16 protein-coding genes are annotated in these 16,586 nt (G+C 59.3%); 5 read left to right on the top strand and 11 right to left on the bottom strand.

Features of this window, described 5'->3' with window-relative positions; genetic code table 11:
* Nucleotides 1-89 precede the first annotated feature (89 nt).
* The 7 genes from scpA to ACP0KA_RS01370 form a co-directional block, all read right to left on the bottom strand.
* Entirely contained in the window at nt 90-2,246 is a 2,157-nt protein-coding gene (scpA, locus tag ACP0KA_RS01400; protein ID WP_424627051.1) for a methylmalonyl-CoA mutase, read from the bottom strand.
* A complete protein-coding gene (locus ACP0KA_RS01395; protein WP_424627050.1) occupies nt 2,243-2,686 on the bottom strand; it encodes a hypothetical protein in 444 nt (147 codons plus the stop codon). The genes scpA and ACP0KA_RS01395 overlap by 4 nt, the downstream gene beginning before the upstream one ends.
* Before the next feature lie 10 nt (nt 2,687-2,696).
* The gene (locus ACP0KA_RS01390; protein WP_424627049.1) at nt 2,697-4,574 is read right to left on the bottom strand and encodes a methylmalonyl-CoA mutase family protein; all 1,878 of its coding nucleotides are present in this window, start codon (nt 4,572-4,574) and stop codon (nt 2,697-2,699) included.
* Between the two features lie 87 nt (nt 4,575-4,661).
* Nucleotides 4,662-5,153 carry a 2-amino-4-hydroxy-6-hydroxymethyldihydropteridine diphosphokinase gene (gene folK / locus ACP0KA_RS01385; protein WP_424627048.1) on the bottom strand — a complete coding sequence of 164 codons (492 nt, stop codon included), beginning with the start codon at nt 5,151-5,153 and terminating at the stop codon, nt 4,662-4,664.
* Nucleotides 5,154-5,159: 6 nt separating this feature from the next.
* Nucleotides 5,160-5,525, bottom strand: coding sequence for a dihydroneopterin aldolase (folB, locus tag ACP0KA_RS01380; protein WP_424627047.1), 366 nt, complete (start codon nt 5,523-5,525; stop codon nt 5,160-5,162).
* Nucleotides 5,522-6,379, bottom strand: a complete 858-nt coding sequence (gene folP, locus ACP0KA_RS01375) for a dihydropteroate synthase (protein ID WP_424627046.1) — start codon at nt 6,377-6,379, stop codon at nt 5,522-5,524. Before folP ends, folB begins: the two co-directional genes overlap by 4 nt.
* 72 nt (nt 6,380-6,451) lie before the next feature.
* Entirely contained in the window at nt 6,452-6,859 is a 408-nt protein-coding gene (locus ACP0KA_RS01370) for a DUF4332 domain-containing protein (protein ID WP_424627045.1), read from the bottom strand.
* A 286-nt stretch (nt 6,860-7,145) separates the two neighbouring features.
* Here ACP0KA_RS01370 and ACP0KA_RS01365 point away from each other — a divergent pair, with 286 nt between their 5' ends.
* The 3 genes from ACP0KA_RS01365 (at nt 7,146) to ACP0KA_RS01355 (ending at nt 10,615) form a co-directional block, all read left to right on the top strand.
* On the top strand, nt 7,146-7,328 hold the full coding sequence (locus tag ACP0KA_RS01365; RefSeq protein WP_424627044.1) for a hypothetical protein: 183 nt from the start codon (nt 7,146-7,148) through the stop codon (nt 7,326-7,328).
* 228 nt (nt 7,329-7,556) lie between these two features.
* Nucleotides 7,557-9,188, top strand: coding sequence for a helicase HerA-like C-terminal domain-containing protein (locus ACP0KA_RS01360; RefSeq protein WP_424627043.1), 1,632 nt, complete (start codon nt 7,557-7,559; stop codon nt 9,186-9,188).
* 26 nt (nt 9,189-9,214) lie between these two features.
* Complete coding sequence (locus ACP0KA_RS01355; RefSeq protein WP_424627042.1) at nt 9,215-10,615, top strand: M20/M25/M40 family metallo-hydrolase; 1,401 nt, start codon at nt 9,215-9,217, stop codon at nt 10,613-10,615.
* 75 nt (nt 10,616-10,690) lie between these two features.
* Here the strand turns inward: ACP0KA_RS01355 and ACP0KA_RS01350 are convergent, their stop codons facing one another.
* Nucleotides 10,691-11,473, bottom strand: a complete 783-nt coding sequence (locus tag ACP0KA_RS01350; protein ID WP_424627041.1) for a class II aldolase/adducin family protein — start codon at nt 11,471-11,473, stop codon at nt 10,691-10,693.
* Nucleotides 11,474-11,590: 117 nt separating this feature from the next.
* Nucleotides 11,591-13,240 carry a glycosyltransferase family 39 protein gene (locus tag ACP0KA_RS01345; protein ID WP_424631460.1) on the bottom strand — a complete coding sequence of 550 codons (1,650 nt, stop codon included), beginning with the start codon at nt 13,238-13,240 and terminating at the stop codon, nt 11,591-11,593.
* A gap of 326 nt (nt 13,241-13,566) precedes the next feature.
* Here ACP0KA_RS01345 and ACP0KA_RS01340 point away from each other — a divergent pair, with 326 nt between their 5' ends.
* Both ACP0KA_RS01340 and ACP0KA_RS01335 read left to right on the top strand, forming a co-directional pair.
* Nucleotides 13,567-14,565 (top strand): hypothetical protein, encoded by a 999-nt coding sequence (locus ACP0KA_RS01340; protein ID WP_424627040.1) that lies wholly within the window; start codon nt 13,567-13,569, stop codon nt 14,563-14,565.
* A gap of 282 nt (nt 14,566-14,847) precedes the next feature.
* The gene (locus ACP0KA_RS01335; protein WP_424627039.1) at nt 14,848-15,264 is read left to right on the top strand and encodes a MucR family transcriptional regulator; all 417 of its coding nucleotides are present in this window, start codon (nt 14,848-14,850) and stop codon (nt 15,262-15,264) included.
* Nucleotides 15,265-15,356: 92 nt separating this feature from the next.
* On the opposite strand, the gene ACP0KA_RS01330 is transcribed toward ACP0KA_RS01335, so the two are convergent.
* The gene (locus ACP0KA_RS01330) at nt 15,357-15,782 is read right to left on the bottom strand and encodes a SufE family protein (protein ID WP_424627038.1); all 426 of its coding nucleotides are present in this window, start codon (nt 15,780-15,782) and stop codon (nt 15,357-15,359) included.
* Between the two features lie 74 nt (nt 15,783-15,856).
* On the bottom strand, nt 15,857-16,312 hold the full coding sequence (locus tag ACP0KA_RS01325) for a DUF5330 domain-containing protein (protein WP_424627037.1): 456 nt from the start codon (nt 16,310-16,312) through the stop codon (nt 15,857-15,859).
* Between the last annotated feature and the right edge of the window lie 274 nt (nt 16,313-16,586).

Raw genomic sequence — 16,586 nt, 5'->3', positions numbered from 1 at the left:
CGCAGCGATCCGACCGATACGCGCCGGCTTTTCAAAAAACATTTGGTGCAAGACAGTCCTCATTGACTGAAGGAAAATGGCGTCCGTCGTCACTCGGCCGCCGCGCTCGAATGTCCAAGGCGTACGTTGAGTTTGTTGATCAATTCTTCTGCTGCGTCCGCAATGACAGTGCCCGGCGGGAAAATCGCTTCGGCACCGGCCTTGTAAAGAGCATCATAATCTTGCGGTGGGATGACACCGCCGATCACGATCATGATGTCGTCGCGGCCGCGCTTTGCGAGTGCGGCTTTGACCTCGGGCACAGCGGTGAGATGTGCTGCCGCGAGCGACGACAGTCCCAGCATGTGCACGTCGTTTTCGACGGCCTGTCGGGCGGCTTCGTCTGCGGTGGCGAACAGCGGTCCGATGTCGACGTCGAAGCCGACGTCGGCGAAGGCCGACGCGATCACTTTCTGGCCGCGGTCATGGCCGTCCTGGCCGATCTTGGCGACAAGGATGCGGGGCCTACGGCCTTCGGCCTCCTCGAAGGCATCGATCAATTCCTGAACCTTGTGAACCCGGTCGGACATAGTGGCAGCCTCGCGTTTGTAGACGCCGGTAATCGATTTGATTTCGGCCCGATGACGGCCGAACACTTTTTCCATCGCGTCGGAAATTTCACCCACGGTCGCCTTGGCGCGCGCGGCATCAATGGCGAGTGCCAACAGATTGCCGTTGCCTTCAGACGCCGACCGGGTGAGGGCAACAAGTGCCGCGTCAACATCCGCCTGATTGCGTTCCTTCTTCAGCCGCGACAGCTTGTCGATCTGCAGACGGCGCACGGTGGAGTTCTCGACCTTCAGCACGTCGATCGCAGCTTCGTTCTCCGGCTTGTACTTGTTGACGCCGATCACGGACTGCTTGCCGGCGTCGATCCGGGCCTGGGTCTTGGCGGAGGCCTCCTCGATGCGCAGCTTCGGAACGCCGGCTTCGATGGCTTTGGCCATGCCGCCCAGTGCCTCGACTTCCTGGATATGACCCCACGCCTTTGTCGCCAGGTCATGGGTGAGCCGCTCGACGTAGAATGAACCGCCCCAAGGGTCGACAATCTGCGTGGTGCCGCTTTCCTGCTGGAGGAAAAGCTGCGTGTTGCGCGCGATGCGGGCCGAAAAGTCGGTCGGGAGCGCGAGCGCTTCGTCGAGCGCATTTGTATGAAGCGATTGGGTATGGCCCTGGGTGGCGGCCATCGCCTCGATGTTGGTGCGCACAACGTTGTTGAAGACGTCCTGCGCGGTCAGCGACCAGCCCGAGGTTTGACAGTGAGTTCGCAGCGACAGCGAGCGTGCATCCTTCGGGTTGAATTCCTTCATCAGCTTGGCCCAGAGCAAGCGGGCCGCGCGCATCTTGGCGACTTCCATGAAGAAATTCATGCCGATCGCCCAGAAGAACGACAGCCGCGGCGCAAAGCGATCGATGTCGAGGCCGGCCGCCATGCCGGCGCGGACATATTCGACGCCGTCCGCCAGCGTATAGGCCAGCTCGAGATCCTGCGTCGCACCCGCTTCCTGCATGTGATAGCCGGAGATCGAGATCGAATTGAACTTCGGCATCTTCTGCGATGTGAAGCCGAAGATGTCCGAGATGATCCGCATCGAAGGTGAGGGCGGATAGATGTAGGTGTTGCGCACCATGAACTCTTTCAGAATGTCGTTCTGAATGGTGCCCGACAGCTTTTCCGGCGGTACGCCCTGTTCTTCGGCGGCGACGACGAACAACGCCAGGATCGGCAGCACCGCGCCGTTCATGGTCATCGACACGCTCATCTGGTCGAGCGGGATGCCAGCGAACAACGTGCGCATGTCATAGATCGAGTCGATCGCAACGCCGGCCATGCCGACGTCGCCGGAGACACGCGGATGATCCGAGTCATAGCCGCGGTGGGTGGCGAGGTCGAAGGCGACCGAGAGCCCCTTCTGGCCGGCCGCAAGGTTGCGGCGATAGAAAGCGTTGGAGTCCTCGGCCGTCGAAAATCCGGCGTACTGGCGCACGGTCCACGGCTGATTGACGTACATGGTCGGGTAAGGACCGCGCAGATAAGGCGCGATGCCAGGCCACGTCTCGAGAAAATCGATGCCCTTGAGATCCGCTTCGCTGTAGCTGGACTTGACCGGAATGCCTTCCGGCGTGAGCCAGGGCTCCTTCATGCCGACTTGTCCCGAGGCAAGCTGAGTTGGGTCAAACTCGATCTTTGTAAAGTCGGGGATCATGAGGTGGTCCTGTTCAATTCGCGCAGCATAGCTTCGCGTTTGGCAATGGCCGCGTCGAGTTTGTCGCGACGGGATCTTTTTGAGTTCACGTCTAGTCCAGATAGATCGAAGTCCGCTGACTCAAAAAGGATCAGCAACAACGCATACACAATCAATAACGCCAGGATGAACCAGCGCCGTCCGATCCACCAGATCAGGGTTCCGGCAGCGGCAGCTCCCAACATGGCGAGCGGGATTGATTCCGACGCCATATGCAGTTTCAAGGCCACGGTCAGACACAGCAGCGTCAACGCAGGAATAGCCAGAATTGCGCAGACGATATCCTTGACGTTCAGATGGGCCTGCATGGCGTGCAGTGCGCGCAACTGACGCTCCAGCCGCCGGTGTTTCCGGGCTGTCTTGTCCGCCACAACGATCTTTGGGCCGGTGATGTCCGTCATGCGCCCGCTGTCAGTTCTGCCGTGTACCCAGAATATCGTGGGCCGCCCGCAATGTCGCAAGCGCATCCGCGCCCGCGAAAATGAAGTCGTTGACCCCCGCCGCCCGCAGATCAGCCTCCAGATCGCCGGGGCGGCCTGCCAAATAGATGTGTTCGGCGCCCGCGCTGCGGAGTGCCTGCGCGGCCGCGACGGCGTGGCTGGCGTAGGTTTTGTCCGAGGAGCAGAGGCAGACCAGGGAGGCGTTTGCTCCCTTGAACGCTGAGACAAGCTTCTCCGGGTCCGAAAAACCATGGCTATCGACGGCTTCGATGCCGCCTGCTTCAAAGAAGCTCTTTGCGAAGGTCGCACGCGCCGTGAAGTCCGCGGCCGTTCCGAGATTGGCGAGAAACACCTTGGGCCGCGATCCTGTCGTCTTCAGCGCTGTGTCGGACGCATCGCGCAGCGCCTCAAACGGCGCGGCAAGCCGGATAGGCAACAGTGCGTCGAATGCGATCTTGGCTTCGCCATAGGGCGGAAGCTCGACCGGCTTGGCATCCAGCACAGCCGGTGTTTTCTCATTCAGGTTCGGAAATTCGCTGGCGCCGGTCAGGACATCGCGGCGCTTTGCAATGTTTGCGGCGCGTGCGGCACGCGCAGCGGCGACCTTCTTTTGGATGATATTCTGCTCAAGAGCTGCGGGCGCGCCGCCGGCTTTCTCGATCTCCTGGAATTGCGCCCACGCGGCTTCGGCAAGCTGCCGGGTCAGCGCTTCGATGCCGCCGGCACCGGCAGCAGGATCAGCAACTTTCTCCAGATTGGATTCTTCCAGCAACACGAGTTGCGTGTTGCGGGCGATGCGCCGTGCGAAAGCGTCTGGCAGTCCGAGCGCCAGGGTGTGAGGCAGCACTGTAATGCTGTTGGCGCCGCCGAGCGCGGCCGAGAACGTCGCAATGGTTGCGCGCAGCATGTTCACGTCAGAATCGCGCTGCGTCAGCATGCGCCACGCGGTCTCGGCTGCGATAAACATCGGCTCCGGCGTCAACCCGCAGCTCTCTTGGACGCGCGCCCACAGCAGCCGCAGCGCGCGGAATTTCGCCATCGTGAGGAATTGATCGGCGTCGGCGCTGAGGCGCGCATAGATCATCCGCCGGGCTGCATCCAAAGGCACACCGGCTGCGTCAATGGCGCGCAAATAGGCCACCGCGACGGCGAGCACGAAGGCAAGCTCTTGAACTTCTGTCCCGCCTGCGTCGTGAATCACGCGGCCGTCGGCAACAACAAGCGGTCCGCGAAATCCCTGAGCTGCGAACTGAGCAACGCCGGCACCAAACGGTTTGGCGATGTCCGGCCATGGATAGGGGCTGCTGCCCCATACGGCTGTCGCGCCGATCGGATCGCGACCGAACCGCACATCCACATCGCCGGGTGAAATGCCTTTCTGCTGCAGCAGAGCGGCGAAGTGCGCTGGCATGTTGCGGGTCTGGGGACCGATCTGAATTTCGATCCCGATCCCGGCGTCAAGATAGATGCCATCGAGCACGCGTGCGAGCGCCGCAGGTGTCGGCTCAAGACCGGTCCCGTGGGCGCCTTCTGCACCGGCGAAAACCAGTGTCAGGCCCGTCGCACCGTTTTCGAGGTCATGGAGCGCCTGCGCGTTGGCCGTTGCCGCATCGGGATGATCTACGCGTTGCATGATCTGCCACGGGGCTGACGGTGCGCGGCCCGGGATGCCGGCTGCATTCTTCGCGCGCTCATAGATCGGATCGATCCGCAAACCATCGTAGGTCTTGCCGGTCAGCTTTTCGAAGGGAGCACCCTTGAGCACGCCGTCGACCAGCTTCCGCCAGTCGTCGCGCGACGCCGGTGCAAAATCGGCGGCGAGCCGCAGATCGTCAGTTTCCGTGGACATTCAGCAGGTTAACTCCCGGCAATCTCGTTGTTTGTTAGCCGGAAAATGCCACGGGGAGGGACGTAAGCCAATGATTGTTTCAGGCTTTCAGGGCAGGTCTGGCAGGCGTTCGATGCCTTCAACCGCCAGCCGGGACAGTGCCTGGCGGGGCGTCTGCCCGGCGATCACGCGGTCGGGTACGATTTCCGCCAGCGGAACCAGCACAAATGCACGCTCGAACAGGCGCGGATGGGGCAATGTCAGGTCCGGCTTATCGATGCGGACGTCATCATAAGCGATCATGTCCAGATCCAGCGTGCGTGGACCCCAGTGCCGCTCATTGGCCCGGTCGCGGCCAAACTTCTTTTCGACCTTGTGCATGGTGAAGAGGAGGGCGTGAGGATCGAGAGCGGTTTCGATCTCGATGCAGGCGTTGATAAAACGGTCCTGCTGTTCGTCACCCCACGGCGGGGTGATGTAGTCAGATGATCGTGCGACCAAAGCGGCCTGTGCCATGCCGCAGATGTTGGCGATCGCCTTGCGGAACGTGGCGCGGACATCGCCGACATTGCCACCGAGTGCGATCAGGACGCTCGCCATCGGAGCCTAAGACCGGCTGCGCGTGATGATCACGCCGACATCGTCGAAGATCGCGGGAATAGGGGCATGAGGCTTGTGCACGGTGACCTTGACGGTGCTGATCCGCTCGAACGCTGAGAGGATGGCCTCCGCAACGGCGCCGGCGGCCCGCTCCAGCAGGTAATAATTGCGCCCCTTGAACGCCGCGATGGCACTTGCCACCACGTCGGAATAGGAAACCGTGTCCGCAAGCTTGTCGGTCCGCGAGGATTCCGCCAGATCAATGCAAAGCTCGAGGTCGATGACGAAGCGCTGACCGACCTCCGCTTCATGCTCCAGCAGGCCATGGCGAGCGTGGATCAAAAGCCCTTTGATGAAGATCGTGTCGCTCATTGTTTCTCCTCGATTGCCGCCGCCACGCGCAGCGCCTGGACGGTCTCGGCCACATCATGCGTGCGAATGATCCGGGCTCCGCGCTGAACAGCGATCAGATGTGCAGCGATGGAGCCACCAAGTCGCTGGTGCGGCTCTGATGGTGTGACGGTGGCTATAAATCGTTTGCGCGAAGCGCCGGCAAGCAGCGGAAGCCCGAATTGCTTCAATTCGTCGAGCCGTGCCAACGCCGTCATGCTTTGTTCGGGCGTCTTGCCGAAGCCAATGCCGGGGTCGAGCACGATATTTTTCTGCGCAACGCCGGCTTTGGCCGCAATGTCGAGTGAACGGCCGAAGAAAGCCGTCAAATCCTGCATGATGTCGATGGTGGCATCGATAGTATCGCGGTTGTGCATCACGATGATGGGGGCGTCATGATCCGCAACCACCCGCGCCATCTCGGGATCGCGCTGCAGGCCCCATACGTCATTGGCGATCCGTGCCCCCTGGCCGAGGGCCCACGCCGCAACGGATGCCTTCATGGTATCGATGGACACGGGAAGCCCGAGGGCGACAACCTGCGGCAGGATGCTCTGCAGCCTTCTTAGTTCTTCTTCGGCGGAGACCGGCGCCGAGCCATAGGGACGGGTGGACTCCGCTCCGATATCGAGAATGTCGGCGCCCTCAGCGATCATGCGCTTCGCCTGGGCCAGAGCCAGATCGACGCTTGTAAACTGGCCGCCATCCGAAAATGAATCAGGTGTGACATTGAGCACACCCATGACGGCCGGATAGGAACGCGCAAGCAAGGGCTGCAACAGCGCGTGGTACCGCGATGCAGGCACCTCGGACGATCTGGACGGTTCCGCCATCATGGCGTGGCTTTGCGCGGTCCGTCACATGGAGTCAAGACACGGAGGTGTGCTTTTGACGGAAAGCCAGCAGCCTTAGTAGCTGATCTTCAAAGGCAGCTTGCGCGCACTCTGGATCAGTTGTGCAACGGACTTTTCCGAGGGGAGCACCCGAACAAGCTTACGCTTGTCGTTGGCGTCTTTCATCGCCTGTGCAAGCCGCTCCGGGTTACGAAGCGCAAATTCCCGGACGGTGTTGACGCCGGCTGCACGAAGCAATTCCGCCTTGGCCTTGCCCATACCCTTGATCCGCATGCAATCCGCGATATTGGCCCACGCCAGCAGTTGCTGTTCGCTGAGCCCGGTTTTTGCGGAGAGCGCTTTGCGAGCCTTTACGGTACTCGCCTGTTCGAGGAGGGCAGCGGTTGTGCGGATGCCTTCTGCTTTCAGTTTGGCCTGGGCTTGTGGGCCCAGCCCGTCAATTTTTGAAATGGAGTATGTCATGGACTCGTACTGAAAAATGATTTCAAGCGAAATTAAAAACGTGTTGCGTTCCAGCAGCGCTTTGATGAGCTGCGGGCTTCTTCTGTCTATCGATGTCCGAATTGGAAGCTGAGTGCTGAAGATCGCCGATATCGACGTTTCGTACCGACACACATCTATCTAGGCCAGCTTTCTCAGCCAGCTGATCAATCAGCCCGTCCATCTGATGCCCCGTCGGTTCCGGTTACGTGTCCGGATGTTTTGTTTATGATTTCATCTTGAGCGGGTGCGAGATGAATTACAAGCGATGCCTGCACTTGATTCGCTCATTTGGGTTCAATCGGCAGTGAAGTGTTGCTGTGATGCAAGAGTGCTTGCCGATTTTGTCGCATTCTCAGGCGTCGACATTGGTATTTTTGGTTTAGAAGCGCATCAAGGTGCACCAAACGAACGCGGCGTTTCAAAAAATGTTGTGTTGCAACTGCTATAGAGCCACATGGCGACGACGAAAGTTCGTTATTGGGACGATCATTTCTTTCATTGTCCGGAACTGAACACAGCGCCGCAGCGCTATCGCTCTATGTCTGGACATTATACTTAGCGCTCGGAGCGTCGCGGGTTGACCGCTCAATTGCCGCCTGCAAGATGAGTTCCAACGCAGTATAGTGTGTTGCTTCGGACTACCTGACGATATCGATGGCCTGCGAGAGACAAGGCAATGGCAAAGAAAACCTCCAAGACCGCTTCAACGTCGAAATCCACGACGGCGACCAAGCCGCCTGCCGCTGCGGCGAGCGTGGCATCCGCCGACACCGACACGATGATGTTTATCGGCAAGGGCGAACAGCCTGCCTTCCTGACACTCGCGCTTGCCAACAGGCACGGCCTTGCGACCGGTGCGACGGGGACCGGTAAGACCGTTACGCTTCAGGTCATGGCGGAAGGCTTTGCCCGTGCGGGAGTGCCGGTCTTTGCCGCGGACATCAAGGGTGACCTGTCGGGTATCTCCGAGATGGGAGAGGCGAAGGACTTTATCTTAAGCCGTGCCAAGCAAATGGGGCTTGCTTTTCAGCCCGATCAGTTTTCGACGGTCTTTTGGGATGTTTTTGGTGAGCAGGGCCATCCGGTTCGAGCGACGGTTTCTGAAATGGGACCGCTTTTGCTCTCGCGGATGATGGACCTCAATGATGTGCAGGAGGGCGTCCTCAACATTGCGTTCCGCGTGGCGGACGAGCAGGGCTTGCTGCTGCTCGATATGAAGGATCTGCGCGCAATCTTGGCTTTCGTTGCCGAACACGCAGATGAATTGACCACTCAGTACGGCAACGTCTCCAAGCAGACGGTGGGCACGATCCAACGCCAGTTGCTTGTGCTCGAGAACCAGGGAGCTGACAAGTTCTTCGGCGAGCCGGCATTGCAGCTGAAAGACTTCATGCGGACCGACTCCAATCGCCGGGGGATGGTGAACATCCTCGTCGCGGACAAGTTGATGCAGAATCCGAAGCTCTATGCGACATTCCTGTTGTGGATGCTGTCGGAATTGTTCGAGGAGCTTCCTGAAGTTGGCGATGCGCCGTTGCCGAAGCTCGTGTTCTTCTTTGACGAGGCGCATCTGCTGTTCAACGACGCACCAAAGGCCTTGATGGACAAGATCGAGCAGGTGGTGCGCCTGATCCGCTCCAAAGGTGTCGGCGTCTACTTCGTGACGCAAAATCCGATCGACGTGCCTGATAAGGTTCTTGCCCAGCTTGGCAACCGCGTTCAGCACGCTCTGCGTGCATTCACGCCGCGTGACCAGAAAGCCGTGCAGGCGGCCGCCGAGACCTTCCGGCCCAATCCGGCACTCGATACAGCCCAAGTCATCACGGAATTGGGGAAGGGCGAGGCACTGGTATCGTTCCTGGAGGGTAATGGCACGCCCGCCATGGTCGAACGCGTGATGGTTCGTCCGCCGACAGCCCGGATCGGGCCGATTACCCCGGACGAGCGCAAAGCGATCATGGCGGCGAGCCCGGTCAAAGGGAAATACGACACCACGATCGATTCTGAATCCGCCTATGAGGTGCTTCAGAAACGCGTCGCGGGTGCCGCTGCGACAACAGAAGCTTCGGAAGGCGGTGTTCTCGGTCAGCTTGGTTCGATCGTCGGAGGCATCTTTGGTACCGATACGCCACGCGGAAAAAGGCTATCGACGACGCAAGTCATTGCCCGTGATGTAACCCGCACCGTGACCAACAAAGTGCTCGGAGGCGTGGTTTCCGATCTCGGCAAGTCCGTGGGCGGCTCACTGGGCGGGTCGATCGGCCGCGCCCTTGTCCGTGGCGCGCTCGGTGGCCTGCTGCGTCGATAGTCGTTTCAAGAATTCGGAGTTCTATCATGACAAAGACCGCTGCGCTTTCCGATGTGCTTGCGCGCATTGATGCCGACTTCGACAAGAGCCTCGAGCGGCTGTTCGCTCTGTTACGGATCAAGTCGATTTCGGCTGACCCTGCCTTTGCCGAGGATTGCCGCAAGGCGGCGGAGCATCTTGCTGCCGACATAGCCAGTATCGGTTTTTCGACCGAGGTTCGCCCAACCGCGGGCCATCCGGCGATTGTCGGCAAGAGCAATGGCGCCGGTGGGGCTCACGTTCTGTTCTACGGGCATTATGATGTGCAGCCGGTCGATCCGTTGGATCTGTGGCATCGGCCTCCGTTCGAACCGGTTGTTACCAATCACGCCGATGGCCGCAAGATCATCGTGGCGCGTGGGGCTGAGGACGACAAAGGTCAGCTGATGACGTTCGTCGAAGCCTGCCGGGCCTGGAAAAACGTCACCGGCTCGTTGCCGCTGGACGTGACGATCCTGATCGAAGGCGAAGAGGAAATCGGCTCCAAGAACTTTGGGCCGTTTCTCGACAAGCACAAAAAAGACTTTGCTGCCGACTTCGTCTTGGTGTGCGACACCGGCATGTGGGATCCGAATACGCCGGCGATCACCACATCGCTACGCGGCCTCGTCTACGACGAGGTCAAGATCAAAGCGGCCAACCGTGATTTGCATTCCGGCATTTTCGGCGGCGGCGCGCAGAATCCGATCCGTGTGCTGACGCGGATACTCGGTGGCCTGTTCGACGAGAACGGACGCATCACCATTCCCGGCTTCTATGACGGCGTGAAGGACTTGCCGCCGGATATTCTGGCGCAGTGGAAGGGATTGAATCTTTCAGCCGAAACGTTCCTGAAGCCGATCGGCCTCTCCGAGCCGGCAGGCGAAAAGGACCGCCTGCTGATCGAACAGATCTCGTCACGCCCAACCTGTGACATCAACGGTATCGTGGGTGGTTACACGGGTGAGGGGTCAAAGACCGTCATTCCGGCGGAAGCCTCGGCAAAGGTGTCATTCCGTCTCGTGGAGGGTCAGGATCCCGAGAAGATCCGCAAAGCCTTCCGCGATTTCGTCACGGCGCGCCTTCCAGCAGATTGTTCCGCTGAGTTCACCGATCATGCGGGTGCGCCGGCCATTGCGCTCGATTGGGGGATGAAGCCGCTTGCGGCGGCGAAGCGCGCTTTGACCGACGAATGGGGCAAGGACGCATTGCTGATCGGCTCGGGGGCATCAATACCGATCGTCGCGGACTTCAAGCGCACGCTTGGCCTCGAAACGGTGCTGATCGGGTTCGGGCTCGAGGATGACAATATTCACTCGCCGAACGAGAAATACGACCTGCAGAGCTTCCACAAGGGCATCCGGTCCTGGGCGCGCATTCTGGCTGCCTTTGCAGACGCTCGTAGTTGATGGTGTCTGCAAAAGTAAAAACGCCGCCCGGAATTGGGCGGCGTTTGTCGTCTGGTCAGTGTAGAGGCTGACGGATTAATTCTTGTAGCTCGGGTCGATCCTGTCAAGCTTGCGCAGCAACGGCGGCCAGACGAGTTTCGTCGAACGCAAATCGGAACGATCCGGATCGCTGACCAGCTTCTCGTTCTTTTCGATCACCAATTTGTCGACCGGATAGGCTGTGGGCCCGAGCATGCGGGTACGCACCTGCATCGTGCATGCGCGCTCCAGATGATACATGCGCTCGAATGCAGACGCGACCGAACGGCCGACGGTCAGTGTGCCGTGATTGCGCAGCAACAGAATATTCTTTTCGCCGAGATCCTTCTGGATGCGCGGGCGCTCGTCATGGTCCAGCGCGATACCTTCATAGTCATGGTAGGCAAGGTCGCCGGTGACGAGCTGGGCGGTCTGGTTAAGCGGGAGCAGACCTTCCATGCAGCTTGCAACAGCCGTGCCGTCCGGGGTGTGCAGGTGCATCACGCAGCCGGCGTCTTCCCGGACTTCGTGAATGGCGGAGTGGATCGTAAAGCCCGCGGGATTGATCTTGTACGCGCTCGGCGTCAGCTGGTTGCCGTCGAGGTCGACCTTCACGAGGCTTGACGCGGTAATCTCGTCAAACATCAGGCCGTATGGGTTGATCAGGAAATGATGCTCGGGGCCGGGAACGCGTGCCGAGATATGGGTGTCGACCAGATCGTCCCAGCCATACAGCGCAACCAGCCGATAAGCTGCCGCAAGGTTGACGCGCTGCGACCACTCGGCCTCAGACATAGTTGACTGGACTTCTTTCAGACGAGCAGCTTCGGCTGGCGACATGGAACGTTTCTCCCGCGGTTTTGTGAGCCCAAAGTTCATAGGCTTTCTAACCAAAGCTAACGCCGGGAGATCGTCGCAGCAACACGTACTCGTTGCACGGCGGCTATGCCGTGGCGGCTACGGGGCAGGAATGGCCAGCAGGCTCGCGATGCTCTTGCCGCGGATATCGTAGACGCGCGCGTAGACAACGTCGTCCCGCTTGATCTCAACGACCACCGGGGCATTCAATCCTTTGCAGTAGAATTCCCCGAGCGTCATCGCGAAATCGGCCGCATGGCTATCCCAGCCGATGGTGAACTCCGGGCCGAGGGCCACTTGAGCGGGGCGCTGAGGTCCACAGACCGCAACACGCCATTTGCGGTTACGCGGTGCAACTTCATGCTTTTCGACGATCTCCTGCCGTAAGCCTTCCGACGCCTGTTTGAGGGCAAGTCCCCAATAGTCGAGCATATAGCGGTTGTCCGCGCCCCGAACCGTACCGGCAATCTGGTTGAAGTGGGTGTATTGATAGGGGTGCAGGCGGATCATCTCATTCAGCGGCAGCACCAGACCAAGAATGAACACCGTGACCAAAGCGGCCTGAGCTTTCCAGCCGCGCTCTCGCAACCGGTTGAAAATGGCCGCGAACGCTACACCGCCGAGAACCGCCATCGGCGGAATGACGAAGATGAAGTGGCGAATGCCGTTGTAGAGGGCCGGCCGCTTCACCATCGCAATGATGAGGGGAAGCATGGCGGCAAGCGTCAACATGGACAAAATGGTTTTGCGCTTGGCGTCGACGTTGCCGCGGGTCAGCGACACAAGCGTACCAATCACGCCGGCTCCGAGCAGTGCAAGCATGACCTCCGGAAGCTGCAGCGCGAACAACGTCGGCAGATACGACCAGGGCATGTCCGGTACGGAGACAATCGCGCCGTCAAACAATTCCTTCCACGGCTTTTCAAAGAAGTGCGAAAAGTAGGTCAGCGCGCGAAACGGATTGGCGGGCTCGATGATCGACCACGGCCAGATCAAGCCCATGACCAGATAGCCAAGTAGGATGGCCGGCAGCAGAACATACAAAACGTGTCCAAGCCGGTGACCTGCTTCACGCAAGCCCTGTTCGCGGATATCCGCAATCCAGATCGGCATGAATCCCGCCACAGCGTAGAGCAGGGCGAGGCCGCCCAGGATACGCGAACCGATGGAGAGCCCGGCGCCTAGCCCAATGATCAGAATAGTATGCGGTGATGGGGCCGGGTATTCTTGGGCCAGTCTGACAAGCCCGAGCATCAGGATCACCATCGCGACGGCGAACGGCGCATCCTTCGGGTTCATAAACATGTGGCCGTAGAAGATCGGGCACAGCGCGAGCAGGAGCAATGCAGCAAGACCTGCAATCGGCCCACTGATCCGCCGCGCCAGCCGCCATGTGACGCCAAGGCCAATGACGCCCACGATCGCGCCGACCAGTCGCCGCGTTTCGAACAATTCGAGCGGAACAACCTTGTGAAGCAAGGCCGCGACCATGTCGAAGCCGCCGCCATACATGTACAGGTTGGCGAACGACAACGCGCTGGTGTCCGTAAAGCCGCTGCTGAACATTTTCAGCAGGAGGTCGGCATACTCCGCATGCGTATAATCGTCCCAGCCAAGACCATAGTCACGGAACGTCAGACCTGCGATAATGCTCACCACGGCCAAAACGGCAATGGCGAGATCGTCACTTACCTGTTCGATCGAGCGCCGCGCAGGCAGTTCGATCGCTGATGTCGTGATGGATGACATGGTCAGTTGATAAACCCGGTGTCCCGTGCCTTCATTCAACGAAGGCCATTCCCCGGGAACAATGTATCTCAGTTAGATGTTGAAGTAATTGCCAATTGTGGCGCATTTTTCCTGATGCAACGCAGCATTTGTGGCAAGGTAAAGATCTTTTCCGAAACCTATAGATTGTGTCGCTGATCCAGACGGTTGCCGGGCTTTTTTGACGCGTCTGAGCTCCGCGAGAATTATGCTCCGGGTGGGCATAAAGTTACCAATTGGTAATGGGAATAATATGAAAGTATTATAATGCACTGCGGCACGAGTTCCCGCAGCTTGGGGAGTTTGTAATGATTGCGCTGTTGATCGGCGGAACGGTCGTGCTCTGTGTTGGCCTTCTGACGGTCGTGTTCGGAGTTCCGATCAAGGAATTCAGCTTCGGCAACACCATGATCGTTGCCGGAACGGTGGTGTCCTGCACAGGTCTGCTGCTGATTGGCCTCTCCTTTGTGGGACGTGAATTGAAAGCTTTGGCCCGCCGGCTGGAGGCCGGGATTCCTGCAAATCCACCTCTCGCGGGAGGCCGTGAAGCAAGCGATCTCGTAGATGTCATCCGCTCTGGCAAGAACGCTCCGGATCCAGTGCCGCCTGCGCCGGTCGGGCGGTCAAACCGGGAGGATATGCTGTTTTCCCGGGATCGGTCTCGAACCACTGAAAGCTTCCCAGATCGCTCGCCTCACGAGCCGTTACACGCGTCGCGCTCGGCAGAGCCGGAGCGGGCGGCTGAAGACCCGGCACCCTGGCAGGACAATCAGACCCGCTCGCGCAACTCAGCCGCGGCGGACGCATCCGAGGCGATGTCACCGGCCGCGCAACGACAGCAGCGGCGCAACCTCTTGTTTTCATCGCGGCGGCGGGACCAAACTCCTCGCGAGCTCGAGGTGCGAGACGAATCGCACGCCGAGGAAATGCCGAGCCATCAGCCCTCCACCGAGGAACTATCGGGAGAGGAGGCCGGTCAAAATCGGTCCAATCCTGAGCCTGGAAGTCTTTTTGAGACAGCGTGGCCGCAACGTGAACGGCCGCGGCGTGATCCGTCCCCGCTGCGGAGCAGCCGTCTCTCGCGTACGGCGACTTCTGAAAACAGCGAACCCGAGACACCGCGCGAGCGCTATCAGCCTCCGAAGCGGGCCGAAACGGAGTCGGTGACGATCGTGAAATCCGGGGTCGTCGATTCAATGGCCTATTCGCTCTACTCCGACGGCTCCATCGAAGCGCAGATGCCCGAAGGCATGGTCCGTTTCGCCTCCATCGAGGAGCTGCGGGCGCACCTCGACCAGCGCGGTTAAACCAGTGTGTTGAGAAGTTCGCTCGATTTTTCCTGCGAGTCTTTCCAGCAGCGAACTTCTACTCGTGTCCTCTCGACCAAAGTCCGCTACGGAGCGCGCTCACGATAAGGCGGACCTTTGGATTCGGGACACTAGTGCTCTCTTAAAAATAAACACTGCTATGACGGTGTTTTACTTGTCTGACCTGTTATATTCTCCATAATCACAAGTATAATCGGCAACAAATCGTCGACCGGCGGGAGTTTTTCGGCCCGTCGGATTTGAACGCCCGAAAGCATTAAGATGAGCGAGACGTCCGCGAAGAGTTTTGTCGACCTGACCGCGTCCATCGTATCGGCCTATGTCAGCAACAACACGACGACCGCAGCCGAGATCCCGGCGCTGATCAGCCAGATCCACGCCGCGCTGTTACGCGTGTCGACCGGCGGCACCGAAGCAGCCCTCGAGCCGGTTAAACCAGCGATTTCAGTCAAGAAATCGATGACCCCGGACTATTTGGTGTGTCTTGAGGATGGCAAACGCTTCAAGTCGCTCAAGCGCCATTTGCGGACGCAGTACAACATGACTCCAGAGCAGTACCGGGAGAAATGGGGGCTGCCGGCGGACTATCCGATGGTTGCACCGAACTATGCCGTAGCCCGGTCCAATCTCGCCAAGAAGATGGGCCTTGGGCAACAGCGCCGCCGACGCGGACGGTAATCCCTCGTGGGAATAATTTCCGCCCGCTTTACGAGCTAGCTTGTCGAGAACTTCAGCCATCGCGATGCGGAGGACGGCTCTTCAACTGGGAATCAGGTCGTCTCGGCCAGCGTTTCCCGCGCATCGTTTTTAATACGCTCGACCATCGCCCGCAGGCCATTCGATCGTTGCGGCGTCAGATGTTCGCGGAAACCCAACTCATCGAAAACCGCTATCGGATCAGCGCTGAGAACCTCGCGCGCGGTCTTTCCTGACTGGAGCGCCAGCAGGATCGCAATCAGCCCCCGGACGATATGCGCGTCGCTGTCGCCCTTGAAATTAAGCACCGGTTCGCCGTTCCGGCGGTCGATGTCACGAGACAACCAGACCTGGCTGGCGCAGCCCTGAACCTTGTTGGCGGCGGAATGCTCGTCTTCGGTCATCGGGTCCAGGGTTCGGCCGAGTTCGATCACATAGCGGTAGCGATCGTCCCACTCGTCCAGCAGCGCAAAGTTGTCCCTGATTTCATCAATGGTCATGACAGTTCCGATCTCATGGGCAGAACCCTTATATGAGATCGGAAACCTTCGATAGCTATATCGCAACGGTGTTTTTACGGAGCCGGAACGGGCTCCGCAGTGGGAGGCTGCCATTCCATCTGCAGGTCCTCCTGGGTGAGCGTCTGGTGCGTGACGCCGCTGATGTCGGCATCATCATCCAGTGAAGCAATCGACCCCGTGTGATCAGGCGATTTCTTCTCCGGCTTCTCGGGCCCGATCAGAGTCTTGTTCTCGGTCTTATTCTCGGCCTTGTCCGTGATGAAGTGATAGACCTTCCTTGCGCCGTTCTGCGCGCGCGCGCCAATGACTGTCGCGGCCTGACCACCCACGGCGCAAGCCGCCGGCTGACGTGTGCAGAACTGGCTCATGTCCGAGACAGCAGCGGTCGCGGCGGAAATGGCATCCGACGTCGCCACTTCAGGAGCCTTGTCTGTGTCAGGCGTCTTGTCTGTCGGCAGTAGCACAAGCACAAGCCCGAGCCAGAATGCCATGCGAAGCAGAAAGAACATCTCAAACCCCGTCGATCTCGGTCCCAATGAAGCGCTTCATTCCCCTCGAAGCGTTCATGTCGTTATTGGTTGTTTCCAAACGCGTCTGTTCTTTAGCAGGGCCGGTTAAATCCCCGGTGTTTTGACAAAGTCCAATTTGCTTAAAATTCGAATCGTTTCATTTGGCGTAAATTTTCAATTGACCAGTGCGTGGTTCGTTAAGTGTGTATGAAGCGCCCGTATGGTCGCTGCGAACGCATCGTCCACCATTTCGAAACCATATCAGCGTCCCCAT

It is taken from the genome of Bradyrhizobium sp. SYSU BS000235 (assembly GCF_049747295.1).
Classification (GTDB): Bacteria; Pseudomonadota; Alphaproteobacteria; order Rhizobiales; family Xanthobacteraceae; genus Afipia.
Note: the sequence above shows the minus strand (reverse complement) of the source record. Positions and strands in the feature narration are given on the sequence as shown.